Here is a 20,946-nt window from a genome sequence, read left to right on the forward strand (position 1 = left end):
CGGGCGCTATTTTGTCGCGGTTAACGCCCAACAGCAGGATTAACCAGCGTCCGATCCGACGCAACCGGATCATCGACCTTCACAACGACAGCGGTAATGTTATCCCGCCCCCCAGCCTGCAAGGCCATCTCAACGAGCAAATCAGTGGCATGCTGACAATCCCCAGCCTCGAGCGCCCGTACCATCTCGGGCGCCTGTACTTCATTACTCAACCCATCGCTGCAAAGCAAAAAGAGGTCTCCGTCGCGCACGACGATGCGGCCTTCGTCCAGATCAAGCCAGTCTGCCGCACCGACGGCCCGTGTTATCAAATGCTGCGATGGATGATGGCGCGCCGCTTCGGCGCTCAAATGCCCCTGCGCCTGTAGCTCCGCCACGTAGCTATGGTCAGTCGTGAGCGCTTCGAGCTGCGCATCGCGATACAGATAAATGCGGCTGTCGCCCGCCCATAACCAGGCAAATTCGCGCCCCTTCGCCATCAGCACGGCAACGGTGCTGCCGATCATGCGCACCCCGCGCCGCGCCGCTTCTTCGCGCAACTGGTGGTTCACCGTCTGCAGCGTGCCGCGCGCCGTGGCCGAGAAACTGGTGAGCGCGTTGGGCACGACAATGGCCCCAAGCGCCTGCACGATCATGCCGCTGGCCAGATCGCCCGCCGTGTGCCCGCCCATGCCGTCGGCCACTGCCCACAAGCCCCGCTGGGGCTGATCGAGACATGCATCCTCGTTGAGCGCCCGCACACGGCCTACGTCAGTGCGCGATGCCGAACTCCATAACAATCCGCCTGTCACGATCGAGCCTCCATAGGCTACGCGACGAGTCCGTTATTCCTGCCGTTCTGGCCCACGTTTACCGCAACGTTCGAGTTCGACGCCGAATTGGTCACGTCGAGCGTCTGGTACTGATTGACGACCTGATTCGCGTAGAACGTGTTGTTGGTCTGGTAGAGATTGATGACGGGTCCGAGCGGCGAAGGCTGCGCGGGCTCGTAGGGCTGTATCCAGCCGAATACCCACGGCGCGCCTGCGCCCCGGATGAACGACATGGCCTTGCGGTCGAGATCGCATTGCAGATGAAGGTCGGTGATGGCGAGCGAGGTCATGACAGGTCTCCGTCAAGATGATGGCCGCGGGCACGCGGCGTTCCGACCATACCTTGCAAGCAGCATGCCATTTTTCAGCGAAACGCGGCGCTCGCGCGTCATTTCCCCGCGAGGCTTGCCCCATATGACATCGCATTCGCGCAGCGCGTTCCGCCCGCGCCCGCGTCTCGTGCGGCCGCGGTGCAAAGGGTCGTGCGTTCGCCAACACGTTGGTTGCCGGTCGTCATCAGGACTCCGACACATACGCGATCCCGCTTCGTGAGGAGGTTTGGCGGCGAACTGATGGTTTGGCGCCGACACAATCGAAGTGCTCGAGTTGGCACGTCGCCGACATACGGGTGCCTCCAGCACCTACCTTCTCCCGCTACGCCTTATACAACCGTGATCGGCCGCCTGGCATGTCTGATGCAGGGTAGTTGGCAACCGGCAAACCGTTGAGCAGCACCGGAAGCCGGCAACCAGCCAGACGGATGCAGCCATGAGCCCCGACCTCCAACCGACGATGCACGCAGACGAACCGCCGCTCGGCGCGCATCTCGTGTCGCGTCGCGCGGGCTACAGCCATCACGGCATCTATATCGGCGGTGGGCGCGTCGTCCATTACGCCGGCTTGTGCGTGTCGCTGCATCGCGGTCCGATCGAAGAGGTCACGCTCGAACGTTTCGCGGCAGGCTACGAAGTCGCCGTCGTTGCGCATCCGTGCGCGGCCTTCGAGGGCCGCGAAGCCGTCGCGCGTGCGCGCTCGCGTCTCGGCGAAGACCGCTACCGCCTGCTCAGCAACAACTGCGAACACTTCTGCACCTGGTGCGTGGACGGCAAGGGCCGCAGCGACCAGGTCCGCACCTGCATTGCCCATCCGCTGGCCGGCTTGCGCGTGGTGCGCGCGCTGATTCACGCGCGCCGCGTGCAGGACAGCCGCCAAACGTACGCCGCGCAGGCGGTGTGAATGCCATATCCAGTCGAGACCATTACGACACGCATCGCCACTTGCATCGGAGACCATCATGAATTCCGCCGAAACTTCACTGCGCACCCTCGTCGACAAGTGGCTCGCACCCAACGCGCGCGTGCCGGCCCGTGTGGTGCGTTTCAGCCGCACACAGGAGCAACGGCTGCGCTATGTCTGCGTAGAAGCGGTGCATCCCGCGCGCACGATTGCAATCTTCTTCTTCCGTCACGACGATGGCACGTGGTGCGTATTTCCGCCTGCCAGCACGCGTGCGGCGATGACCGCGCGCGCTGCCTGAATTCAGCGCAGCAGCGTCGTGCGGGGCCGCGCCGTGGGGACGGTTGCCGGCCCCCGCTGCGCGGGCGAGCCTTCGATCTCCACACGTACACCGATAAATGGCCGCGGCACGAGTAGCGTGCGCTGCGAGGCGACGCGGGCGCCGCCCACGATCGCGGCCATGGCCTGCCTGTCCAGTTCCACGCTTTCCGGAAGGTCCTTGATGACGATAATGCTCATGGTCTGCTCCACGTGAGCGGATTGGGCTAGAGGGGAGTCGTTTGAGTATAGGCGGTGGCGCGCGGCGCACGTAAACAAGCAGGCGGCGCCTCGCGGCGCCGTCTGCATGATCCCATCGCGGCCGCGGCTAAAACGTCACTCCGGTGTTCGCGTATTGCGCGGGATTGACCTTGAGATTCAGCGACCCGAAGCCAGCGCCGATATAACCGATGTTGTTGAGCGCGGCGACGTCGACCACCTGAACCTGCGAGATGTTCTGCACGATGTTCGGCGAGACGGTGATGTTGGCGATCGGGCCGTAGCCACCGTAGGAGCTGCCGTTGCCGCCGCGTACGGCTGTCATGGCGCGGCGGTCGAGCGCCGTTCCAGGAGCCAGCTCGCGGATAACGAGGGAACTCATGATGAGCCTCCAGTTGCTGATGAATAGGACGGATGGACCCGGGCGGGCGCGGCACGCGCATGAACGCAGCGTGCGGCCGCGCCGCCGGCGGGACGATCAGAAGTTGATCGTGTTGTGGGCCGTCTGCACCGGGTTGACCGTCGCGTGGATGTTCTGCGCGAAGGCGACGTCGTTGCCCACGTTGTTCTCGATGGTGTTCGTCTGGCCGATCAACTGCTGGGCGTTGAAGTTCGTCGTGTCGTACTTGAACGACGGCGCCGGGTAGTAGCCGGGCCAGAGGCTCAGGCCGCCGCCGCCGCGAACGGCGCTCATTGCTTTGCGGTCGAGTTCTTGCGCGACGCTCAGGTCGGCGATCATCAGCTTGCTCATGACAGTTCTCCAGAAGGGCAGTACGGGGTAGTTGGCGATTGAGCTGCAGTATCTTGCGGGCTCGCTCCTCTTGATGCACAGGGTGTGCCAGCGCCTTCGCGCTAGCCTCACGAAGCGCGCGACGCCTTGTGCGACGGGGCTTTGCGGCAAGCCGCCGGGTGCGGGGAGGACAGCTGGCAGCGCTTGCGCGCGAAAACGCTGATGGTGGAAGCCCAACAGCGCGTGGCGAGGCCGTTGGTTCTGTGGCGACACGTGCGAGCCAAAGGCCTGGTTCAGGCACCGATTGCACTGCGCGTTGCCGCAGATTACTCTCTCATCAGACCTTGTTGCATGGTTGCAAGCGCGTGTGCCGGCTGAGATCACGGTGCGCGCAGATCCGGCGGCGACTCTGTATGCTTTAAAGATGACGGGACCGCGTTGCAGCGGACTCGACGGGGATCGCGGCAGCAGCCACACGCGGCGCGATCGTGCGCCGTTAACGTGTGACCCAAAGCGCCTCGGCCATCCTGAAGCCGAGTTGAAGGCGTACGAATGATGAGCCTTGCGCAGCTGATCCAGACATTCCAGAGCGGGGCGCTCTCACGCGAGGCGTTCTTCGCCGAGATCGACCACGTGCTCGCGGTCGACGCGGCCAATTGTGCGCGCCTGCGCGAAGCGGTGGACGCGACGCAAACTGTCCATCCGCTGCCCGACGCCGTGTATACCGAGGTCCTGCGCCGCATCGAACATCGCGAGGACAACGCGGCGGCCGTGGACGACTCCACTCGCATCCACGAAGCCCTTGCTGCCGCGCGTACCGCCACCACGGGCGACGATGCGGAACACGTGAAGGGGATCGGCGACACGCTCAACGGACGCTTTGTGCTCGAAGAATGCCTGGGTGTGGGCGGCATGGGCACCGTCTACAAGGCGCTCGATTTGCGCAAACTGGAAGCTTCGGACCGCAAACCTTATATCGCGATCAAGGTGCTGAACGTGCAGTTCCGCGGGCAGCCGACTTCGCTGATCGCACTGCAGCGCGAGGCCCGCAAGGCGCAGACGCTCGCGCACCGCAATATCGTCACGGTGTACGACTTCGACCGCGACGGGCCGCTCGTCTACCTCACGATGGAATATCTGTCGGGCAAGCCGCTCAGCAAGCTGCTGCGCGCGCCGGGTTTCGCGGGTATGCCGTTCGAAAAGGCGCGGCCCATCATTGCCGGGATGGGGCAGGCGTTGGCCTATGCGCACGAGCGCGGCTTCGTGCATTGCGACTTCAAGCCCGCGAATGTTTTCCTCACCGACGGCGGCGACGTGAAAGTGATCGACTTCGGCATTGCGCGCGTGTTCCAGCGGCCCGAAGAAGATCCCGACGTCACCGTCTTCGATCCCGCGACACTCGGTGGCATCACACCCGCCTATGCGAGCCCGGAGATGTTCGAGCATCACGACCCGGACCCGCGCGACGATGTCTATGCGCTCGCCTGTGTGACCTACGAACTGCTCACCGGCAAGCATCCGTTCAACCGCAAATCAGCCACCCAGGCACGCAGCGACAAGTTGCGCGTCGAGCGGCCGACTGGGCTCGATCGCGGTCAATGGCGCACCTTGAGTGCGGCGCTTTCGTTCGACCGCGCCTCGCGCACCGCGAGCGTCAATCAGTTTCTCGAAGGCATGGGCGTGCTCACGCATGCATCGGCCTTCCCGGGCGCCCGGGTCGGCGCCATTGGCGTGGGCGCGGTCGTCGTCGCTGCGGGGCTATGGCTAGGCTATCGCGTGCTTTCCGGGCATGGGCAAACGGGCGCAAAGCCCTCCGTGGTCGCTATGGCGCCCGCCAGTGCGACGAAGGCGGCCTCGGAGGCGCCGGCCTCGCCGGTGCTTGCCGCAGTGCCAGCCGCGGTTGTGGCTAGCGTGGCAGCCGCGAGCGCGGTTGCAGCGGCCCCGGCATCGAGCGCGCCAGTGGCCGACGCGGCGTCGATCGCCGCGCTGAACGCGACGCTCGCGCGGATTCCGTGCTCGGCGCTTGCGGCTTCGCTGCCCGAGCACGTGGTCCAGGTGCGTGGCTTTGCCAATACTGGCGAGAACATGGCGCACGTTCATGACGCGCTCGCGCAAACGCCCGGCGGGCAGGCCGCGAAACTCGATGTGACAGCGGTCGAGAACCACAACTGCGAAGTCGTGAGCGCGTTCGCGCCGTATTGGCGCGCCAACCATCTGGCCGGCGGCGGCGCGACGATCCATACCCGGCCACTCGACGCGCGCCTGACGCAGGGCATGCCGCTCATCGTCGATATCACCACCCCGCACTACGAGTCATACGTCAACGTGGACTATTTCGCGCTCGACGGCAGTGTCGTACATCTCGTTCCCAGCAACGTCGAGCGCGACAACCAGGCGCCGGCCGGCTTCTCGGCGACGGTCGGAGGATCGGGATACTGGCTCGTGGACAAGCCGTTCGGCACGGAGATGATCGTTTTGCTGATTACGCCGGCGCCGTTATTCGATGGGCTGCGTCCGGCTTCGGAGTCTCGCTCGGCTTACCTTGCGGCCGTGGGGCAGCAGTTGAAGCAGATGGAAGCACACTACGGCGCAGGGCGTATCGTCGCCGATTTCGTACAGATCACGACGCACGCGCGTAGTGATACGCAATAGTGGACTGCCAGGGTCGTCATTTCCCCGTGACCGATCTCATCGCGGTACGTAGCAGTCCGAATGAAGCCGTTGCCATCACCATCGTGAAGGCGGTGGACGGGAAAGCCCGCAGCCACGATTGGCGTGGGTTCGACGCCGGCATCAGTCATGTCGCCGTATGCAGTACCGAATGGGCGAGCCGTAGAAGGTCGTCGAACTGCGTGACCAGTTCGAAACAGAGCAGAAAACCGACCGCCGCGACCGGCCCGGGGTAGCGCATGACGAAGCGCATGAAGGGTTTGACCGTGCGCCTTCTCACGGCTCTGCGCGTCATGATCCAGGTAATCACGATGCCGATCAAGGCGCCGACGAGCAGATCCGTCGGGTAGTGATAACCCAGGTACGCGCGCGGAAAGCAGACGAATGCCGCGACAGACAGAAACGCAAGAATGCCGATGCCTCGCCAGACAAGGAAGATCCCCATTGCCACTGCCGTCCACAGCATGGCGTGATCGCTTGGAAAGGAACTCCAGTGCATCAGCCCGGCGAGCTGCACGGGCGACGAGGCGAAATGCAGATGCAGGTCCGGCGTGAATAGCGGCCTTTCCCGGTACGGCAGAATGCGCGCAAGGAGGCGCCCCACCGCTAATGCAATCAGTCCGCTCGCCAGCGTGGCGAGTACGATCTCGCGGCGCCAGCCACGCCGCTCGTGTGGCTGGAACCAGATCCACCACAACAACGGGATTAACAGATAACCCTTGAACGTGTAGAAGTCGGCAATTACCCCAATGGCGTAGTCGACCTGGGGCGGAAGCTGGAGTTGGGTGAGGGCTCCCAGAATGACGGTATCGAAGCTGTTCATTATTGTGGCCATCCCGCTGATGAATTCGTGAGAAGAGCGGTTTCGAACAGAATTCTCAACCGCCTCCGCGCCACATACGCAAGGCACTATTCATCTTCTTTTCAAGCCAGCGCACACGGTGAAAGCAGTTCGCAGCGGCGAGTTGCTGCGATGCAATCCCGAACGTGCGCATATAGCGTGCCTTCGATCACACTGCAGTGCGTCAAGGACCCGGCCGCATTCGCATTCAAGGGAATGACATCGCAGAGCGCATGCTCACGTCAACGCACTTCCAGCCTCGAGAGCCTCCATGTCGGAGGGTAGGCATGCGCTCGTGATTGCTGTCTCGTCGCGTCGTGCGGCTTCCATGATTTCCCTGTTGTGCCTCATGTCGGCTTCGTTCCTTCCTGGCCGGTACAGGCAGTCTCGCAAGAAAAGCTGACAGCGTCCAGCGGAGATCCGATGGGGAAGAATTTGTCTTGTGATTGATTCGATCTCCTTTCTATGTGTTGCGAAGGCCGCCAACAGGCCGGCGCGACCCGAGCGCGCACGGAAATAGTCTTCAAGGGCCTCCGGAGATATTTCGCACATGACCCATGTGCCGTCGACGACGGCGCGATAGCGGATCGTGCCACTCGCGTGGTAGAAGGCATCTTCGTCTGGAAATTGTATGAGCACGGTGGCTTACCTCTGTGACTTCCGGACCTGTCTTCAAGCAACTGGTGTTCCTCGCGCGTCTGATGCAGCCCGAAAGCGCGCATCAGGGGTTCGCCGTTTGAATCGAAATCAATTCTCAAATCTTTCGCAGCGAAAATGTCCGGCAGTGCTAGTTGCCCTGATCGGACGACGTACTGCTGTTGTGGGGCGCAGATAGCGGTCCATAGCGAAGGTGTTGCGCCACTGACATGGGCACTTTGGGCGAGAACATGCCGACGATCGTGAGGGCGTAGACCACCGCCGCGACGCCTGCCACGACGCGAACGGGACGGGCGATCGCCGAATTGCCGACGACGATGTTGAGGTAGAACCAGATGCCGAGCAACGCGAGCAACAGCAGGCGCGGCATGGGCTTCCAGCCGTCGCGCCCGACTTCGGAGATAGACCAGACGAGTGCCGCGACGAGTGTGAAAAAGACGCTCCAGACGCCTGCCAGGCGGCTTCGCACCATGAGGGTACCCGAGCCGATCAGCGCGAGGCCGGTGACGACGTAGTAGGGCGTGGAACCCATTGCGACGAGCCAGCCGCCAAGCACAGCGAAGGCGGCGCCCACCAGTACCAGAACCTCCCCCGTCTCGGCAGGAGAGGCCTCGTGTCGGTTCGACATAGAAGAGCCCCCGCTCATGCAAATGTCTGGTATCGCGTCGCGCAATTCCAAAAGCCGTCTGGGTCTCTTTGTGTCATCTGGCAATCGGCGTTCACGGCAACGTGCTTCGCTTGTGGCGCAATACTCGTACCCTCTCGAGCGTCAGGAAGATTTGCAACGGTCTGTGTAAAGGCGAGGGCGTTATTCGTTCGATACATAGCGCCACGTTTTTTATCCCGTGCCGCGACCGAAGCCGCAATCAGCCATAGCGCCCGCGGCGCTCCGGGGCGGCCGCTTAGCGACCAGCACATGAAGGTGAGGCAGATTTGGATTTCAAATCAACCATATGAATTATGAGGAGGCTGCAAACTGAGGAAATGAAGCGCGGAGATGCGTTGACATATCTACAAGAAGCTAGTGTAGAAATGGCGCGCACTGCATCGTTTCCCCTTGCATTGAATCGAAATCAAAACTGGAATGCCTCTCGAATTCCGCGCTGCCTGGCGCCAGACCTTCGCAGGCTGATCGACTGGCAGCCCCGTCGGCGGGTCGAGAAACAGCTTGCGCTGCGCGAGGTCTTCGTCGCTGCGGCCGAAATCGAACATGCCCATGATGCTGCCTGCCTTGCTGTCGAACGATCCGCCGCCGATGCGTTCTCCGTCGAGCCAGTTGTCCTCGATGAAGCGAACGATCGACGACTGGTCGATCAACGTATGGTCGACGTAATTTTCCTTCGCCCAGGGTGAAATGACGAGAAACGGAATGCGTGCGCCCGGGCCGCAGCGACCGTTCACGGGCTTACCGTTCAAGCCATCCTGCGCCGGGCCGGTACCGCATTTTCCCTGGCCGTTCAGGTGGTCGGCGACCGAATCGTATGACGCGCTCGTCGGCGACGCGTAAGCATGGTCGTACCAGCCATCCGAGTCATCCCACGTCACGACGATGGCGGTGCTGTTCCAGTCCGGCTGGCGCTGCAGGAAGTTGACGACCTTCGCGACGAAAGCCTGCTCGTCGAGTGGATCCGAATAGCCCGCGTGACCGTCCTGGAAAGCGGGGGCCTTGAGAAAGCTCACGGCCGGAAAGTTCCCCGCGCTCACCGCGCCAAAGAAGTCGTCGGAATCGTACTGATGATTGGCTGGGTCCGGAGTTCGGCCATCTCTTTCCAGGGTATGCCCGATCGCCTCGATCGAACTCGGGCGCAGATGCTTCGGGTTCGACGTCGACGCGTAATACTGGAACCAGTTGTGGTGTGGCACGTAGTCAGCCGTGGCTGCACCGACGACTGCCGATAGCGTGCTGCGCCTGCACCCGGTCGTGCCATTGCTGTTCACCGTCTGAAGGTTGAAGCCGCCCATGAAACCGCCCCACGAGATATTGCGGGCGTTCAGGAGGTCGCCGATATTCCTGCCCGTCATCATGATGGTGTCGCGCTGGCTCGAGCAGCTGTCATAGGCTGGATCGACGTCGTCGATCAGCGTGAAGCCGCCCTGCCCGTCGTTCACGTAGTAGGAGCCCGGGGCCGACGGCTTTTTCGTCGTGAGCACGGGCTTCACGCCGTTGGTCTGACCGGAGACCACCTCCAGGGCACCCGGCGTCGAGGGGCCATAGGTCGACGACCATGCGTTGTCGCTCATCGCGAAGCGCTGCGCGTAGTTCCACAGCGCAGTGACCGTGTTGCCGTCGTAATAGCCCATCACCTCGCGATGGCTTCCAGACTCACTGGCGCTGTCGTTCGTCCCTTTGCCCGTGTACTTCGGGAACAGGTCGACGGCGCCGTTGTCGTAGGCTTGCTGCTCTGCCGCATAGGCGTGATCCTGGTCGGCGGTGGCCGCCTGCGTACGGTCGATGCGGAACGGGTTCGCTGCGCCCGCACCATTGGCCGGATTCGTGGCATTCGGATTTCTGGAGAGGAGGGGGCCGGTCAGACCGTTCACCCTGGGCGTACCGGGCAGCGCGTTGAACGTCGGTTCGTCTGAGGGATTTGCCGCATGCGGATAGGTCGCGAAGTAGTGATCGAACGAGACATTCTCTCCATAGATCACGACCAGGTGCTTGATCGGGGTGGCAGTATGAAGATCGTTCGGCCGATTCATGTGCTGGTCGTCATTCGCACCCCATGCAATGGGCAATGAGAATGTCGCGGCTATGAGCGAACCAAGCGCTAGATGACGCCGGTGCATGTCGGGCTCCTGTAAGTGGCGTTTCCTCGTAGCGCAATGGGAGTTCCCGGCTGACGTTGCCGTGGCGATCGCAGGCAAAGGCCAGCTCGTGCTGGCCTTCATGGGGTTACACCACGCGCACGCCGCAGTCTCCAACCAGCATCACGGCTTGATCGACAGAGAGTATCGTGCCTTTGAGATGCTGCAGCACATCGGAGAGTCGAAACCCGCTTAGGTCTACAGAGCGTAGATCCGCGCCGTCAAAGCGGCCGTTGCGCAACTGGGCGCAGGAGATACCAACCTTCCACTCTATTTTCGGCGGAGAAGATTCTATCGTTTCCGCCGTCGCGGGCACAAGGTCATCGGCTATCTGCCTCGCTAGCCCACGCGCGTATCTGGTCGATGGTGGCCGTTGCGCCGCCGCATACGACAACCAGAATCTTCCTGTATCGGGTCAAGGCCGGATGCCTCTCGTAGGCGACGGACAGCGCTGCGCCGCAAGCCGGCTCGACCAGAATGCGGTGATCCGCGAGAAAACGCTCGCAGGCAGCGAGTGCGCTGGAGTCCGACACGACGAGACTGTGGACAGGGTGCTCGCGCACGCAGCGCAATGCCTGCTCGCACACGCGCTTGGCGCCGAGTGAGGTGGCGACGCTGGAGATACACGGCAACGCCACCGTATGACCTGCCTCGATAGCGGCATGGAGTGAAGCGGCGCCATCGGTTTCGACGGCCAACACTGGCACGTCGTGCCAATGATTGCGCTGCAAGCCTTCTACCACGCCTGAGAGCAGACCGCCGCCGCCGACGGAAAGCACGACGGCATCCGGCTTGAAGCGGGCCTGGGCAATTTCATCGATCATCGAGGCATGGCCGTGCCACAGCAGCGGATCGTCAAAGGGATGCAGAAACGCGTCCGTCGCGCCCAGCAAAGTCTGCGCGAACTGGTTTGCCTCTTGCCAGGAACTGCCGTGCACGACGACCTCGGCAGCTTCCAGGCGGAGCAACTCCTTGGCGCGTTCCGTCGTCGTTTCCGGCACCGCGACTAGCACCGGAACGCCCAGGCGCCGGCCCGCATAGGCCACGGCGAGACCCGCATTCCCCCCGGACGAGGAAACGAAACGCTGCGCGCCACGACTTTGGTGGACCGCGCAAGCATGGCCGATGCCCCGGATCTTGAACGATCCACATGGCTGCAAGGCGTCGAGCTTGAGCCACACGGATTGTTCAGCAGGGACGCTCAAGGCGCGCGACTCCACCAAAGGGGTTTCAAAGTGCAGATTCATTGCGATGGGCTTCCAGGTTTGCGATCGGACCAACCGGTCTTCTGCTGATCCTAAAGAGGAAGGGGGAGTCTGGCTTGTAAAAAATTGATGCGCGAGGCGAGTGAAGGCCCATCGGCTCAGTAGGCGGACAGGCCACGCCAAACGCGTGACGGAACGCCTTGTTGAAATGGCTTTGATCGTAAAACCCGACGCCCTGGGCGACTTCGGCGATGGTTTGCTTGCCGCGTGCCAGCAAGGTGCACGCGTGTTCCAGTCGCAGACGCAGCAGCCAGGCGTGAGGCGTCATGCCAACCGTCTGCTTGAAGCGACGCAAAAAATGAAAGCGCCCCAGGCCGCACAAGGTGGCCAGTTCATCGAGCGTGATTTTGTCGGCCAGATGGAACCGGCAATAGTCTTTGAGCCGTTGCCAATGAACGGGCGAGAGCATGCCTTGAATGGCCATCGGCTTGATGGCTCCCGACTGGTTAAACAGGCAATACAGCAGGGAAAGCCATTCCGATCGACGAGCCGTTTGTACTCCACGCCATCGCTCATTTCAAATCACGTAGTCACTCTTGCGGCAGATTTAAGGGGCCGCACCAGACGCGAGCGTCGAGCTACTCGAGGCTTCTTCCGGCGCGGCACGACGAGTATATGTCAGCTGCCGCGCTGCCGGTCTTACTCGATATTGAAATGGACGCGGATGTCCTGTTCGCTTTCGACCGGATGCCCTTGCTTCATTGCGGGGAAAAAATGCCAGTTTCGAAGCGTCTCCAGCAGCAACTGGTTCAGGCGCGGGTTCTGGGTGGGTTTGACGAGCGCGACGTCGACCGAACCGTCGGGATGGATCGTGAAGCGAGCTAGCGCGATGGCCCGATACGCAGACTCGCGCAGATCATCGGGAAGTACTGGCAACGGCTGGATGAGTGGATGCGCGGTGGTATCGCCGGACGCTGCGGAAGCGGTGCCAGACGGGGCGGAGGTGGCCGATGCGGTTTCGGCGTCGGCATGGGTTGTTGTCGCGGCCGGCGGCGCGGGCACAGGCGCCGCCAACGGGGAATCGGTATGCGCAGTCAAGCGCGTGGGAGCCGGCGCCGCAGGCCGATTCATCGGGCGAGCCACGTGTGCAGGGCGGGATGGCGCTGCGATGCTCGGCGCAGGGCGTGCGACGGCGGCCTGCGGATGGGGCGGCGCTGGCGTTGTGATTTCTACCATGCGCGCATCGAGCGTCAACGGACGGGCAGGTTGCGGATTTTCAGCAAGACCGGCCACGAACATACTGACGAATGCGGCCCACGCCGCGAGCGCCACGACGCATCCGGCCAGGGCTCTCGGGCCGCGCGCGTCCAGCAGCCTGACGAAGCGCGCGATGCTACGGCTGGTCACGGTGGACCGCAATGAGGAAATGGCCGGCTCCGCCGAGACGGGCCTGAAGCATCGCCTGCACGACCAGCCCGTTCGGAGCGCCGGCGTCCGCGGCCACCACCACGTTTGCATCGGCAGCAAGCTGCCGCTTTACCGTTCCCGCCACTTCATTGAGCGGCACGTCCTGGCGGTTCACCGCGATCTGTCCGCCGCGGCTTACGCTGAGCGTGAGGGGCTGCTGCGCGGCAAGCGGTTGCGCCGCGCCGCGCGGCAGATCGAGTTTGACCGCGTCGAGCCGCTGCATCGTGAGCGACGCGAGCATGAAGGTGGCGAGCAGGAAGAACATCACATCGATCATCGGAATGATTTCGATGCGACCGCGCTTCGATGCCCGGGAACGGCGCAGCTTCATGACGTTTGCGCCTCGTGTTCCTGCGCGAGTCTCACGTTGCTGAGCCACGTGCTCGCGATCGCATCGAGCTCGTCCATGAGCCTGTCGATGCGCCTCGAAAAATAGTTGAAGGCAAACAGCGAGACCAGTGCGATCACGAGGCCGATGGCGGTCGCCACCAGCGCCTGCGCCACGCCGCCGGTCACCCCGCCGGGATTGACGAGGCCGCTATTTCCGAGCAGGCGGAACGCATGCATCATGCCGACGATCGTCCCCAGCAGACCGAGCAGCGGTGCGGCTGTCACGATCGTTTCGAGCACCCACAGGCCTCTCGACATGTCGCGCTGCACGTCGAGTGCGAGCGCGCCGGCCCTGGCCTCGATCCACCATGCGGGCTTCGCCGCGTGACCGATCAACGGTTCGAGCAGCCTGCGCAATGCGTGCTGCGGGGGCAGTCGCAGAAGCGCAGCGGTGCGATCAGGCTCGTCCGCCGCATGGGCTTGCGTCTGCGGGGCGGCGGGAATGACCGCGAAGCGCCAGAACACCCACGCGCGATCGAGCGTGATGACGAGCGCAATGATGGCGAGCAGCGTGAGCGGATAAACGACCCATCCGCCAATCCGCGCGGCCTGCACGATTCCTGTCCAGTCTTGCATGGAAGCACCCGGTTATCTGGTTTCGTCAAAAATATTTGGTGAGTCCTGCATAGAACGCGCGATAGGGACCGTATTGAGGCGCGAACACGCCGATGCCGGAACCATCGCGCAACGCATAGGTTCTGCCGAATGCGTTGACCACCACGACACGCCCATCCATCCTGCCGACGACGGGCAGGTTGAAATCCTCGATGACGGCCAGATTGATCTGCGCATAGAAGGGCATCTTGCCGGTGTTGGCAAAGCCGTTGCGCAGGCCGCTGCCTGCCGTGCCGTCCATCGTGAAGGTAGTGCGATGCCAGTTGTAGGCGCCGCCGAAGGACGCCGTCACCCGCTGGTCGTGATCGAGGAATACCCAGTTGTTGCTGATATAGGCCAGTTCGTCCGCGCCGAAATTGAACTGGGAGGAAGTGACGTTCTTGCCCATTGCGCGGCTGTAGGCGAGGTTCAGATACGCCGACACGTTTTCATGCTTGTAGTTGGCCGTGAATTCGACGCCGTATACACGCCCGTACTGGTAGTTGAACGGCGTATAGATGAGCGCCGCGCCAAACTGGCCGAGGTCGAGCAGGTTGTGCGCTTTCTTGTAGTAGGCGTCCAGCCCCAGCGTGAGATCCGCGCCGACTTGCTGGGTCACGCCAAGATCGAAGTAATCGGCGCGCTCGGGCTGCACCGGATCGTTCTGCGTGACCTCGCTCTGATTAGTCGTGCCATTGAAGCGGCTGATGGTGGAACTGGATACCAGCTCGAACGAAGGCGGCGTGAAGTAGCGGGCGTAGCCGGCATGAAACGTCGTGGTGGGCGTCAGCTTGAACACCGCGCCAATGCGCGGACTCAACTGGTTCGCCTGCACGTATTCGTCCATACCGTCATAGCGCAGACCGTAGTTCAGGGTGAGTCTGTCGTTGATCTTCCACTCGTCCTGGATATACGCGCTGTACAGGTAACCCGTTTTGCTGCTCGAATCGGAGAGCGTGAAGGGCACATCCGAGGTCTGATTGCCGTTGGCGTCCGCGGGGAATACGGACACGTTGTCCCAGAAGTTCGCATGCTCCTGCTGAAAGAGCACGCCGGCACGCAGCGTGTGGTGGTCGCTCAGCCGGTACGTGGTATCGGCCTGCAGGCCGTTGGCGGTATCGCTGTGAAAGTCCTGCGAGGCGACGCCGTTGAAAATCAGGTCGCCGACCGGGTCCGGGTTGAACTGGGTGCGCGTATAGCGCGTGAAAAGCGCAACCTGATAGTCGAGCGCCCCGCCGTTCGTGCCCTGCAGAGCGACGACCGCGAAGTTGTTCAGCTCCGACTGGGTTTCGTTCAGGTTGGCGGAGTCGAACGTCGGCACGCCGGCGAGCATGAAGTTCGGTGTCAGCCCGGGCGTATTCGGGATCTCGAACTGGTTGCTCGTCGTGCCGAACATCACGCTCACGCGCGTGAGCGGGTTGATGATGTACGACATATACCCGAAGGCATTGCCCTGGCGCGTGTGATCGTGGATCGGGCTCGGCGACGCGGTGGGCGCCTCGATGCCCAGATTGTTTTCGCCCAGCGAGCCGCTGAAGTAATAGCTGAAATCGCCCTTGCTGCCGTAGACATCGGCGCTCGTCTGGATGGTCTGGTGACTGCCGCCGTAGACATCGATCGAGCCGCCGTTGCCGAGATCGCCCGATTTGGTGCGGATATCCACGATGCCGGCCGTGCGATAGCCGTATTCGGCCGGCAGCGCGCCGGTCAGGAGATTGAGCTGGTCGATGATGCGCGTATCGAGCGATTGCCCGAAACCGCTGATCGGCTCGGGAATCAGAATGCCGTTGATCCGGTATTGCAGGTCGGCGTGGTCGCCCCGTACATGCACCTGGCCGTATGAGTCGTCCGCGACGCCGGGGGCCTGCAGCAGCACCTGGTTCAGCGGCGTGTTTTGGCCCTGCGGCATGGCGTGGATGTCGGCCTGGGTGATCCGGTAGATGCTGCTGCCCGTCTCCGGCAGCAGGCCGTTGCGCGCCTCGTTGAGCCGCTTCGCGTTGACCTGCACGTCGAGCGTGTCGCCCCTGGTCAGAACCACGGCCACGCTGGCCGGACTCGCAGGCGCCGTGGTCGCGAGCTGCGAGGCTGCGGCGAAACCGGGCGCCGTGACGGTCACCGCGTAGGTACCCGTGGCAATGTGAAGGAGTTCGAAATGTCCAGTCGCATCGGTCGTGATTTGTCCCGCCTGCGCGCCGCTCGCGTCCTGGAGCACGATGGCGGCATGACCCACCGGCTTGCCGGTCGTATCCTTCACTGTGCCGTTGAGTGTGGTGCCGGCGTCTGCGGCCTGCGCCTGACTGGCTGTGATCATGGCGAACGAGACTAGCGCCGCGCGGGCGATGAGTGTGCGGTGGATCATGATGCGGTCTGGAAGCGTTATTGTTTTCCGCGCGCACCTCACAAAGCCTCGGCTTGTCGCGGGATTGAAATGCAATGATATAACATTGCATTTCAATCCCGCCAGAGTTGACTGAATAAAAATCGAAAGTCGGTAGACAAATAAATATGAAAGTTATTTGTTGGTTATTTTAAATAATAGAGACGTGAGTGCCGACGGAAGGTGGGTGCGGTTGTTGCACCGCAGCCGGCGTGGCACGATATCGAGTCCGCCTCGTGCACGATTCCGCGACTGCGTTAAGGGAACTTGAAAACATGATGATGTCCTGCCGACTGCGCTGGTACGCCCACGCAACGTCTCGCCTGTTGCGCAGACATTGGCAGGCGCTGACGCTTTCAATCCTGCTGTTGCTGCCGGCGATGCCGGTGTTCGCGCAGACGCGGATTCTCGGTGCGCCGGTCCTCGCGGCGCTCGCGCCTTCGCATGGCATGCAATGGCGGTTCGTGTGGGTGCACCTGCTCGAAGCCGTCGGCATGCTGTGGGTGCTCGCGCAACGTAGCGCTATCACCGGCGGCGCGTTCGCGACTTTCCTCGATTCGTTGCCTGCATCCCATGGCCGCCGCCGCGCCGTCGATATTGCCGTCGTGCTCGTCGCGAGTGCGCCGCTGTTTCTGCCCGTGCTCGCCGCCGCGGTCGCGCTGGCCTTTCTGCCGCAGAAGGCCGGCAACTATCTGTTCGTTCTCGATCTGCTGCTGATTACGCTTGGATGGCAATTGACTGCGCTGTCGCGCAGCGCGCGCAACGCGGTTCCGTTGGTCGCCGCCAATCTCATCCTGGTCGGCGCGCTGCAGACGGGCGATTCGATCAGGCCGGCACTGCTGCTCATACCTCTGCTGCTCGCGGCGTTTGCGATCGCCCGTAGACCGGCTGCTTCGACTTCATGGCCTGGACCGCTTGGCGCGCTCTTACGCCGCCTCATGGGCCGCGTGCGCGCTAACGTTGGGCACGGCCTTTCGCCTGTGACGAAGCTGCAGATCGGCATCGTGTGGAATCGCGCCGCAGGCGTCTTCGCACGCTACCTGGTGATGGGTTCCGTCACGGCCTCCACCTGCTTGCTGCTTGGACTCTGGAACTTCGACGCGCGCGCCGTGCCCCTGACGTTGATTTCTCAGGCCGTGACTGCGCTGGTCGCCGCGGCGACCTATCGCGATTTGCGCGCGGCGCACCTGCGCGCGGGGCAGTTCATGCGATCGCTGCCGATTGCAGCGGCGGCACAGCCGCGTGCCGATATGCTGACGGTCGCCGCGCTGGCGCTGCCGTTCGCCTGCGTTGCGCCGCTGCTGCTGGTCGCACACGGTTTGCCGTGGTGGTCGGCTGCGGCGCTCTTGTGCTCGGGCGCGCCGCTCGTTGCCTTGCTGTATCTCCCGCAGCGTTACGCGCCCCGGCAATCCGTCCTGCTCGGCACGATGTCGGCCGCGATCTGGGTCGCTGTCGTCTGGCCATTGTTCACTTGATTGATTTCACCATGCTCCGATTCGAAAACCTCGGCAAACGCTTCGACGAGCGCGTCATCTTCCACGGATTGCATTACGCCAGCGGTGCCGGATGCGTGGCACTCTGCGATGAAAACGGCAGTGGCAAATCCACGTTGCTCGGCATCCTTGCCGGCGCGATCGACGCCGACGAAGGGGAGGTTTGGCTCGACGGTCATTCGCTGCGTGCCGATCCGCTCAAGGCGAAATCCGCGCTGGCCTATGTGCCCGACGACTGCATGGCGTATCCGTTCCAGACGGGTAGGGCGTTTCTCGAACTCGTGGCGTCGACGAAGAAGACCACCGTCGACACCAGCACGCTCGATCTTGCGGATCGCTTCGGCCTCGCACCACACCTCGATAAGCGCTTCGAACAGATGTCGCTCGGTACCCGCAAGAAGCTATTCCTGACGGCGACGATGCTGGGCGAGCCCGCCGTCGTCATCGCGGACGAACCGGGCAACGGGCTCGATGCCGCCGCGCGCGCAGTTCTCATCGACCTGTTCAGGAATCTGGCTAAAGACAGTGCGGTCTTCTTTTCGAGTCACGATTTGCGGCTTGCGCACGCTTGCGAGGCGAAAGTCACGAGTTTTGCCGACCTTGGTATGGCCGTGTGAGATGCCGTCCGTCTGCACACATGCGTGACTCGTCCGGCTATGGCTACATCGACCGGTCGCGATTGCGCGCGCCGGGGCGCGCGGAGCCGCTGGCGCCGACAAATGGACACGCGTTAAGGATGTCGAGCGGATTGGAGTGTGCAGGCGCACGTGGTAGCTGAGCGCACGCAAAGCGCCGCGTCACCCGCAGCATCGCTGCGTGCGTCGTTGTGCCCCGCGCCGGTGGCGGAGGCAGGTGTGCCGGTAAGGTTTGCTAACCAGCCATATTGGCAGTCCTGACAAATGGCGAGTCGCGTATGAGAAGCCCGCTGTTTTCAACGGGCTTCTATGCGAGCATCGACGGCAGACCGTTTGGCAGAACGGCACGCGGGCTAGTTAGTGCCCATGCGCCTCGCGGAATCCGGCGTCCTTCTCGAGTCGGCGAGCGTGGTTGCCGACGTGGAATCCCGCTGAAATCACAAACAGGACTCCGGCGAAAGGCCAGATATAGATTGCCAGCGAGAAGCAAACCCAGATTGCTTCCTGTGGCGGATACGCCTGGAGTGCCCAGACTAGACAGGCAACTGGCAACAGCATCAGACACAGCGCCGACCGGGTGAGAAAGGTGGCGGCTCTTGCTTTCTTTAGCGTCTCTGCTTGCATGCCTGGCTCCATAGGGAATGGCATTGGGAGATAGAGTCGCATGGCGACCATTTGTCGCATACTTAGTAATATCCCTGACAGGTGCCAATTTTGCGCACTGCAATCTGCGAAAAGGATTCGCGATGCTGCATAGCCATTCCGAATCGATCGTAGTTCTGATCGACTTGCAAACGAGACTGATGCCGGCGATTCACGACGGCGCATCCGTTGTCGCTCAAGCCCTCAGGCTCGGGCGGATTGCTCGGGGTCTCGATGTTCCGGTCATCGGGACAGAACAGAATCCGGGCGCTCTCGGCGAAAACGCACAGGAAATTAAGGATTTGTGCTCGACGACTGTTGCAAAGCAACATTTCGACGCTACCGCCGATGGTCTGTTGGAAGCGCTGCCGGAAGGGCGGACCCGAGTCATCGTCGCGGGCGCCGGCCGCGGCACGATCATCTGCAAAATGCGGCGCCAGAGAGCAAGGCAAGCATCGTCGACGGTGCGAGATACTCCGCGAACGTCCAGAGAATAAGCGCTCCGAATGAAACGGCCAGCATGACCTGCCTGATGCGCACGGCCAACACCTCGCTTACGAAGGCTGGCCCGCGATCATGGCGCGCTGCGCGACCCGCTCGTCGTCGATCGGCAAGTGCATCAATCCCGCGATGATGCCGAGCGCAATCGAGCCTTGCCAGAGCAGCCCATAGCTATGCGTCGCGTCGAACACCACGCCGCCCAGCCAGACGCCGAAGAAACTGCCGATCTGATGCCCGAGAAACACGAAGCCGAACAGCGTCGAGATATAGCGCACGCCGAACATCTGCGAAACGATTCCGCTCGTCAGCGGCACGGTGCCGAGCCACATGAATCCCATCGCGAACGCGAACACATAAAGCGTGAACGGCGAGAGCGGCAAGGCGAGGAACAGCGCCATCACACCCGCACGAGCGAAGTAGATCGCCGAGAGCAGATACTTGCGCCGCAGAAATCCCCCAGCGTAACCGCAGAGAAACGTGCCTGCCGTGTTGGCCAGCGCGATCAGCGCGAGCGCCAGACTCGCTTCGCGTGCGCTCATGCCCTTGTCGAGCAAATACGCCGGCAGGTGCGCGCCGATGAACGCTAGCTGAAAGCCGCAAGACAAAAAGCCTAGATTGAGCAGCCAGAAGCCGCGATGCGCGAACGCCTTGCCGATCGCACGGCGCAAGGTGTCGTGCGTATCGATCGCGCCGCTGCGCGGTAGCGGGCGATCGCGCAGCCATGCCGCGAGCGGCGCACTGGCGAGCATCATGGCGGCGAGCACGAGAATGGCCGTGACCCAGCCGAATCTGCCGATTATCCCTTGCGTGAGCGGCACGACGCAGAACTGGCCCAGGCCGCCGAACATGCCCGCTACGCTCAGCGCCCAACTGCGCTGATCGGCTGCAAAAAGCCGCGAGAGTGCGCCATAGACGGCGCCGAACGCCGTTCCGGACAACGCCACGCCGAGCACCACGCCCACGCCAAACGTGTAGATGCCAGGCGTAGCACTGAGTGCCATCATCGCGAGTCCGAGTGCGTAGAGCAGGGCGCCCGCGAAGATCACGCGCGCGGAGCCGAAGCGGTCGGAGATCATGCCCGTGAGCGGCTGTGCGACGCCCCACAGCAGGTTTTGCAGCGCGAGCGCGAGACCGAACGTCTCGCGCGACCAGCCGCGATCGAGCGTGACGGGCAACAGAAAAAGCCCTTGCACGTTGCGCACGCCGAGCGCCGCGCCCATCACCACGCCACCCGCGATCACGAGCAGCCAGCGGCGGCGCCATGCCTCGTCCATTCCGGTCATCGTTCGCCTCCTCGCACCGGGCGCTTCGCAGTTGCGCCGCGTTGCGCCTAGTAGAGCGCGGGAAGGCGAGT

At 62.8% G+C, this 20,946-nt stretch carries 21 protein-coding genes and 2 pseudogenes; 6 read left to right on the forward strand and 17 right to left on the reverse strand.

What is annotated here, in order from left to right:
- Positions 1–20: 20 nt before the first annotated feature.
- A complete protein-coding gene (locus AB4Y44_RS02795; protein WP_368698642.1) occupies positions 21–740 on the reverse strand; it encodes a PP2C family serine/threonine-protein phosphatase in 720 nt (239 codons plus the stop codon).
- 68 nt (positions 741–808) lie between these two features.
- A complete protein-coding gene (locus AB4Y44_RS02800) occupies positions 809–1,102 on the reverse strand; it encodes a hypothetical protein (RefSeq protein ID WP_324140722.1) in 294 nt (97 codons plus the stop codon).
- Positions 1,103–1,580: 478 nt separating this feature from the next.
- Here AB4Y44_RS02800 and AB4Y44_RS02805 point away from each other — a divergent pair, with 478 nt between their 5' ends.
- Positions 1,581–2,048 carry a lecithin retinol acyltransferase family protein gene (locus AB4Y44_RS02805; protein WP_368698643.1) on the forward strand — a complete coding sequence of 156 codons (468 nt, stop codon included), beginning with the start codon at positions 1,581–1,583 and terminating at the stop codon, positions 2,046–2,048.
- A 58-nt stretch (positions 2,049–2,106) separates the two neighbouring features.
- Complete coding sequence (locus AB4Y44_RS02810; RefSeq protein WP_266227853.1) at positions 2,107–2,349, forward strand: hypothetical protein; 243 nt, start codon at positions 2,107–2,109, stop codon at positions 2,347–2,349.
- 2 nt (positions 2,350–2,351) lie between these two features.
- Here the strand turns inward: AB4Y44_RS02810 and AB4Y44_RS02815 are convergent, their stop codons facing one another.
- The 3 genes from AB4Y44_RS02815 to AB4Y44_RS02825 form a co-directional block, all read right to left on the reverse strand.
- Positions 2,352–2,567 (reverse strand): hypothetical protein, encoded by a 216-nt coding sequence (locus tag AB4Y44_RS02815; RefSeq protein ID WP_368698644.1) that lies wholly within the window; start codon positions 2,565–2,567, stop codon positions 2,352–2,354.
- Positions 2,568–2,694: 127 nt separating this feature from the next.
- Positions 2,695–2,967 (reverse strand): hypothetical protein, encoded by a 273-nt coding sequence (locus AB4Y44_RS02820; protein ID WP_368698645.1) that lies wholly within the window; start codon positions 2,965–2,967, stop codon positions 2,695–2,697.
- Between the two features lie 96 nt (positions 2,968–3,063).
- Positions 3,064–3,336 carry a hypothetical protein gene (locus tag AB4Y44_RS02825; RefSeq protein WP_028204749.1) on the reverse strand — a complete coding sequence of 91 codons (273 nt, stop codon included), beginning with the start codon at positions 3,334–3,336 and terminating at the stop codon, positions 3,064–3,066.
- A 531-nt stretch (positions 3,337–3,867) separates the two neighbouring features.
- On the opposite strand from AB4Y44_RS02825, the gene AB4Y44_RS02830 reads away from it, so the two are divergent.
- Complete coding sequence (locus AB4Y44_RS02830) at positions 3,868–5,967, forward strand: protein kinase (RefSeq protein ID WP_342923253.1); 2,100 nt, start codon at positions 3,868–3,870, stop codon at positions 5,965–5,967.
- A gap of 145 nt (positions 5,968–6,112) precedes the next feature.
- On the opposite strand, the gene AB4Y44_RS02835 is transcribed toward AB4Y44_RS02830, so the two are convergent.
- The 10 genes and pseudogenes from AB4Y44_RS02835 to AB4Y44_RS02880 form a co-directional block, all read right to left on the reverse strand.
- On the reverse strand, positions 6,113–6,808 hold the full coding sequence (locus tag AB4Y44_RS02835; protein WP_342923252.1) for a phosphatase PAP2 family protein: 696 nt from the start codon (positions 6,806–6,808) through the stop codon (positions 6,113–6,115).
- Positions 6,809–7,063: 255 nt separating this feature from the next.
- A complete protein-coding gene (locus AB4Y44_RS02840) occupies positions 7,064–7,465 on the reverse strand; it encodes a DUF1488 family protein (protein ID WP_368698646.1) in 402 nt (133 codons plus the stop codon).
- Positions 7,466–7,613: 148 nt separating this feature from the next.
- A complete protein-coding gene (locus AB4Y44_RS02845) occupies positions 7,614–8,111 on the reverse strand; it encodes a hypothetical protein (RefSeq protein ID WP_342923251.1) in 498 nt (165 codons plus the stop codon).
- Positions 8,112–8,635: 524 nt separating this feature from the next.
- Positions 8,636–10,183 (reverse strand): annotated as a pseudogene (locus tag AB4Y44_RS02850) (phospholipase C); the annotation flags it as partial.
- Positions 10,184–10,608: 425 nt separating this feature from the next.
- Positions 10,609–11,535, reverse strand: a complete 927-nt coding sequence (locus tag AB4Y44_RS02855; RefSeq protein WP_342923250.1) for a pyridoxal-phosphate dependent enzyme — start codon at positions 11,533–11,535, stop codon at positions 10,609–10,611.
- A 130-nt stretch (positions 11,536–11,665) separates the two neighbouring features.
- Positions 11,666–12,037 (reverse strand): annotated as a pseudogene (locus tag AB4Y44_RS02860) (helix-turn-helix domain-containing protein); the annotation flags it as partial.
- Between the two features lie 155 nt (positions 12,038–12,192).
- Positions 12,193–12,825: an energy transducer TonB gene (locus tag AB4Y44_RS02865; protein ID WP_368698647.1), complete on the reverse strand. Its 633-nt coding sequence runs from the start codon at positions 12,823–12,825 to the stop codon at positions 12,193–12,195.
- Positions 12,826–12,886: 61 nt separating this feature from the next.
- Positions 12,887–13,291, reverse strand: a complete 405-nt coding sequence (locus AB4Y44_RS02870; RefSeq protein ID WP_368698648.1) for an ExbD/TolR family protein — start codon at positions 13,289–13,291, stop codon at positions 12,887–12,889.
- The gene (locus AB4Y44_RS02875) at positions 13,288–13,926 is read right to left on the reverse strand and encodes a MotA/TolQ/ExbB proton channel family protein (protein WP_368698649.1); all 639 of its coding nucleotides are present in this window, start codon (positions 13,924–13,926) and stop codon (positions 13,288–13,290) included. Before AB4Y44_RS02875 ends, AB4Y44_RS02870 begins: the two co-directional genes overlap by 4 nt.
- Before the next feature lie 25 nt (positions 13,927–13,951).
- Positions 13,952–16,303: a TonB-dependent receptor gene (locus AB4Y44_RS02880; RefSeq protein ID WP_368698650.1), complete on the reverse strand. Its 2,352-nt coding sequence runs from the start codon at positions 16,301–16,303 to the stop codon at positions 13,952–13,954.
- 293 nt (positions 16,304–16,596) lie between these two features.
- Here AB4Y44_RS02880 and AB4Y44_RS02885 point away from each other — a divergent pair, with 293 nt between their 5' ends.
- Together AB4Y44_RS02885 and AB4Y44_RS02890 are read left to right on the forward strand one after the other, a co-directional pair.
- On the forward strand, positions 16,597–17,796 hold the full coding sequence (locus AB4Y44_RS02885) for a hypothetical protein (RefSeq protein WP_368698651.1): 1,200 nt from the start codon (positions 16,597–16,599) through the stop codon (positions 17,794–17,796).
- Positions 17,797–17,807: 11 nt separating this feature from the next.
- Entirely contained in the window at positions 17,808–18,431 is a 624-nt protein-coding gene (locus tag AB4Y44_RS02890) for an ABC transporter ATP-binding protein (protein WP_342923244.1), read from the forward strand.
- Between the two features lie 375 nt (positions 18,432–18,806).
- On the opposite strand, the gene AB4Y44_RS02895 is transcribed toward AB4Y44_RS02890, so the two are convergent.
- The gene (locus tag AB4Y44_RS02895; RefSeq protein WP_342923243.1) at positions 18,807–19,073 is read right to left on the reverse strand and encodes a hypothetical protein; all 267 of its coding nucleotides are present in this window, start codon (positions 19,071–19,073) and stop codon (positions 18,807–18,809) included.
- Positions 19,074–19,195: 122 nt separating this feature from the next.
- On the opposite strand from AB4Y44_RS02895, the gene AB4Y44_RS02900 reads away from it, so the two are divergent.
- Positions 19,196–19,588: an isochorismatase family protein gene (locus tag AB4Y44_RS02900; RefSeq protein WP_368698652.1), complete on the forward strand. Its 393-nt coding sequence runs from the start codon at positions 19,196–19,198 to the stop codon at positions 19,586–19,588.
- A gap of 57 nt (positions 19,589–19,645) precedes the next feature.
- On the opposite strand, the gene AB4Y44_RS02905 is transcribed toward AB4Y44_RS02900, so the two are convergent.
- On the reverse strand, positions 19,646–20,875 hold the full coding sequence (locus AB4Y44_RS02905; RefSeq protein ID WP_368698653.1) for an MFS transporter: 1,230 nt from the start codon (positions 20,873–20,875) through the stop codon (positions 19,646–19,648).
- Positions 20,876–20,946 lie beyond the last annotated feature (71 nt).

Source organism: Paraburkholderia sp. BR10937, assembly GCF_040965695.1.
GTDB lineage: Bacteria > Pseudomonadota > Gammaproteobacteria > Burkholderiales > Burkholderiaceae > Paraburkholderia.

What these genes read in the sequence shown, in the direction of transcription:
- AB4Y44_RS02905 (WP_368698653.1), bottom strand. Translation starts at nt 20,875, where the DNA reads ATGACCGGAATGGACGAGGCATGGCGCCGCCGCTGGCTGCTCGTGATC.
- AB4Y44_RS02885 (WP_368698651.1), top strand. Translation starts at nt 16,597, where the DNA reads ATGATGATGTCCTGCCGACTGCGCTGGTACGCCCACGCAACGTCTCGC.
- AB4Y44_RS02805 (WP_368698643.1), top strand. Translation starts at nt 1,581, where the DNA reads ATGAGCCCCGACCTCCAACCGACGATGCACGCAGACGAACCGCCGCTC.
- AB4Y44_RS02825 (WP_028204749.1), bottom strand. Translation starts at nt 3,336, where the DNA reads ATGAGCAAGCTGATGATCGCCGACCTGAGCGTCGCGCAAGAACTCGAC.
- AB4Y44_RS02830 (WP_342923253.1), top strand. Translation starts at nt 3,868, where the DNA reads ATGATGAGCCTTGCGCAGCTGATCCAGACATTCCAGAGCGGGGCGCTC.
- AB4Y44_RS02875 (WP_368698649.1), bottom strand. Translation starts at nt 13,926, where the DNA reads ATGCAAGACTGGACAGGAATCGTGCAGGCCGCGCGGATTGGCGGATGG.
- AB4Y44_RS02820 (WP_368698645.1), bottom strand. Translation starts at nt 2,967, where the DNA reads ATGAGTTCCCTCGTTATCCGCGAGCTGGCTCCTGGAACGGCGCTCGAC.
- AB4Y44_RS02855 (WP_342923250.1), bottom strand. Translation starts at nt 11,535, where the DNA reads ATGAATCTGCACTTTGAAACCCCTTTGGTGGAGTCGCGCGCCTTGAGC.
- AB4Y44_RS02895 (WP_342923243.1), bottom strand. Translation starts at nt 19,073, where the DNA reads ATGCAAGCAGAGACGCTAAAGAAAGCAAGAGCCGCCACCTTTCTCACC.
- AB4Y44_RS02880 (WP_368698650.1), bottom strand. Translation starts at nt 16,303, where the DNA reads ATGATCCACCGCACACTCATCGCCCGCGCGGCGCTAGTCTCGTTCGCC.
- AB4Y44_RS02845 (WP_342923251.1), bottom strand. Translation starts at nt 8,111, where the DNA reads ATGTCGAACCGACACGAGGCCTCTCCTGCCGAGACGGGGGAGGTTCTG.
- AB4Y44_RS02890 (WP_342923244.1), top strand. Translation starts at nt 17,808, where the DNA reads ATGCTCCGATTCGAAAACCTCGGCAAACGCTTCGACGAGCGCGTCATC.
- AB4Y44_RS02810 (WP_266227853.1), top strand. Translation starts at nt 2,107, where the DNA reads ATGAATTCCGCCGAAACTTCACTGCGCACCCTCGTCGACAAGTGGCTC.
- AB4Y44_RS02835 (WP_342923252.1), bottom strand. Translation starts at nt 6,808, where the DNA reads ATGAACAGCTTCGATACCGTCATTCTGGGAGCCCTCACCCAACTCCAG.
- AB4Y44_RS02815 (WP_368698644.1), bottom strand. Translation starts at nt 2,567, where the DNA reads ATGAGCATTATCGTCATCAAGGACCTTCCGGAAAGCGTGGAACTGGAC.
- AB4Y44_RS02800 (WP_324140722.1), bottom strand. Translation starts at nt 1,102, where the DNA reads ATGACCTCGCTCGCCATCACCGACCTTCATCTGCAATGCGATCTCGAC.
- AB4Y44_RS02870 (WP_368698648.1), bottom strand. Translation starts at nt 13,291, where the DNA reads ATGAAGCTGCGCCGTTCCCGGGCATCGAAGCGCGGTCGCATCGAAATC.
- AB4Y44_RS02900 (WP_368698652.1), top strand. Translation starts at nt 19,196, where the DNA reads ATGCTGCATAGCCATTCCGAATCGATCGTAGTTCTGATCGACTTGCAA.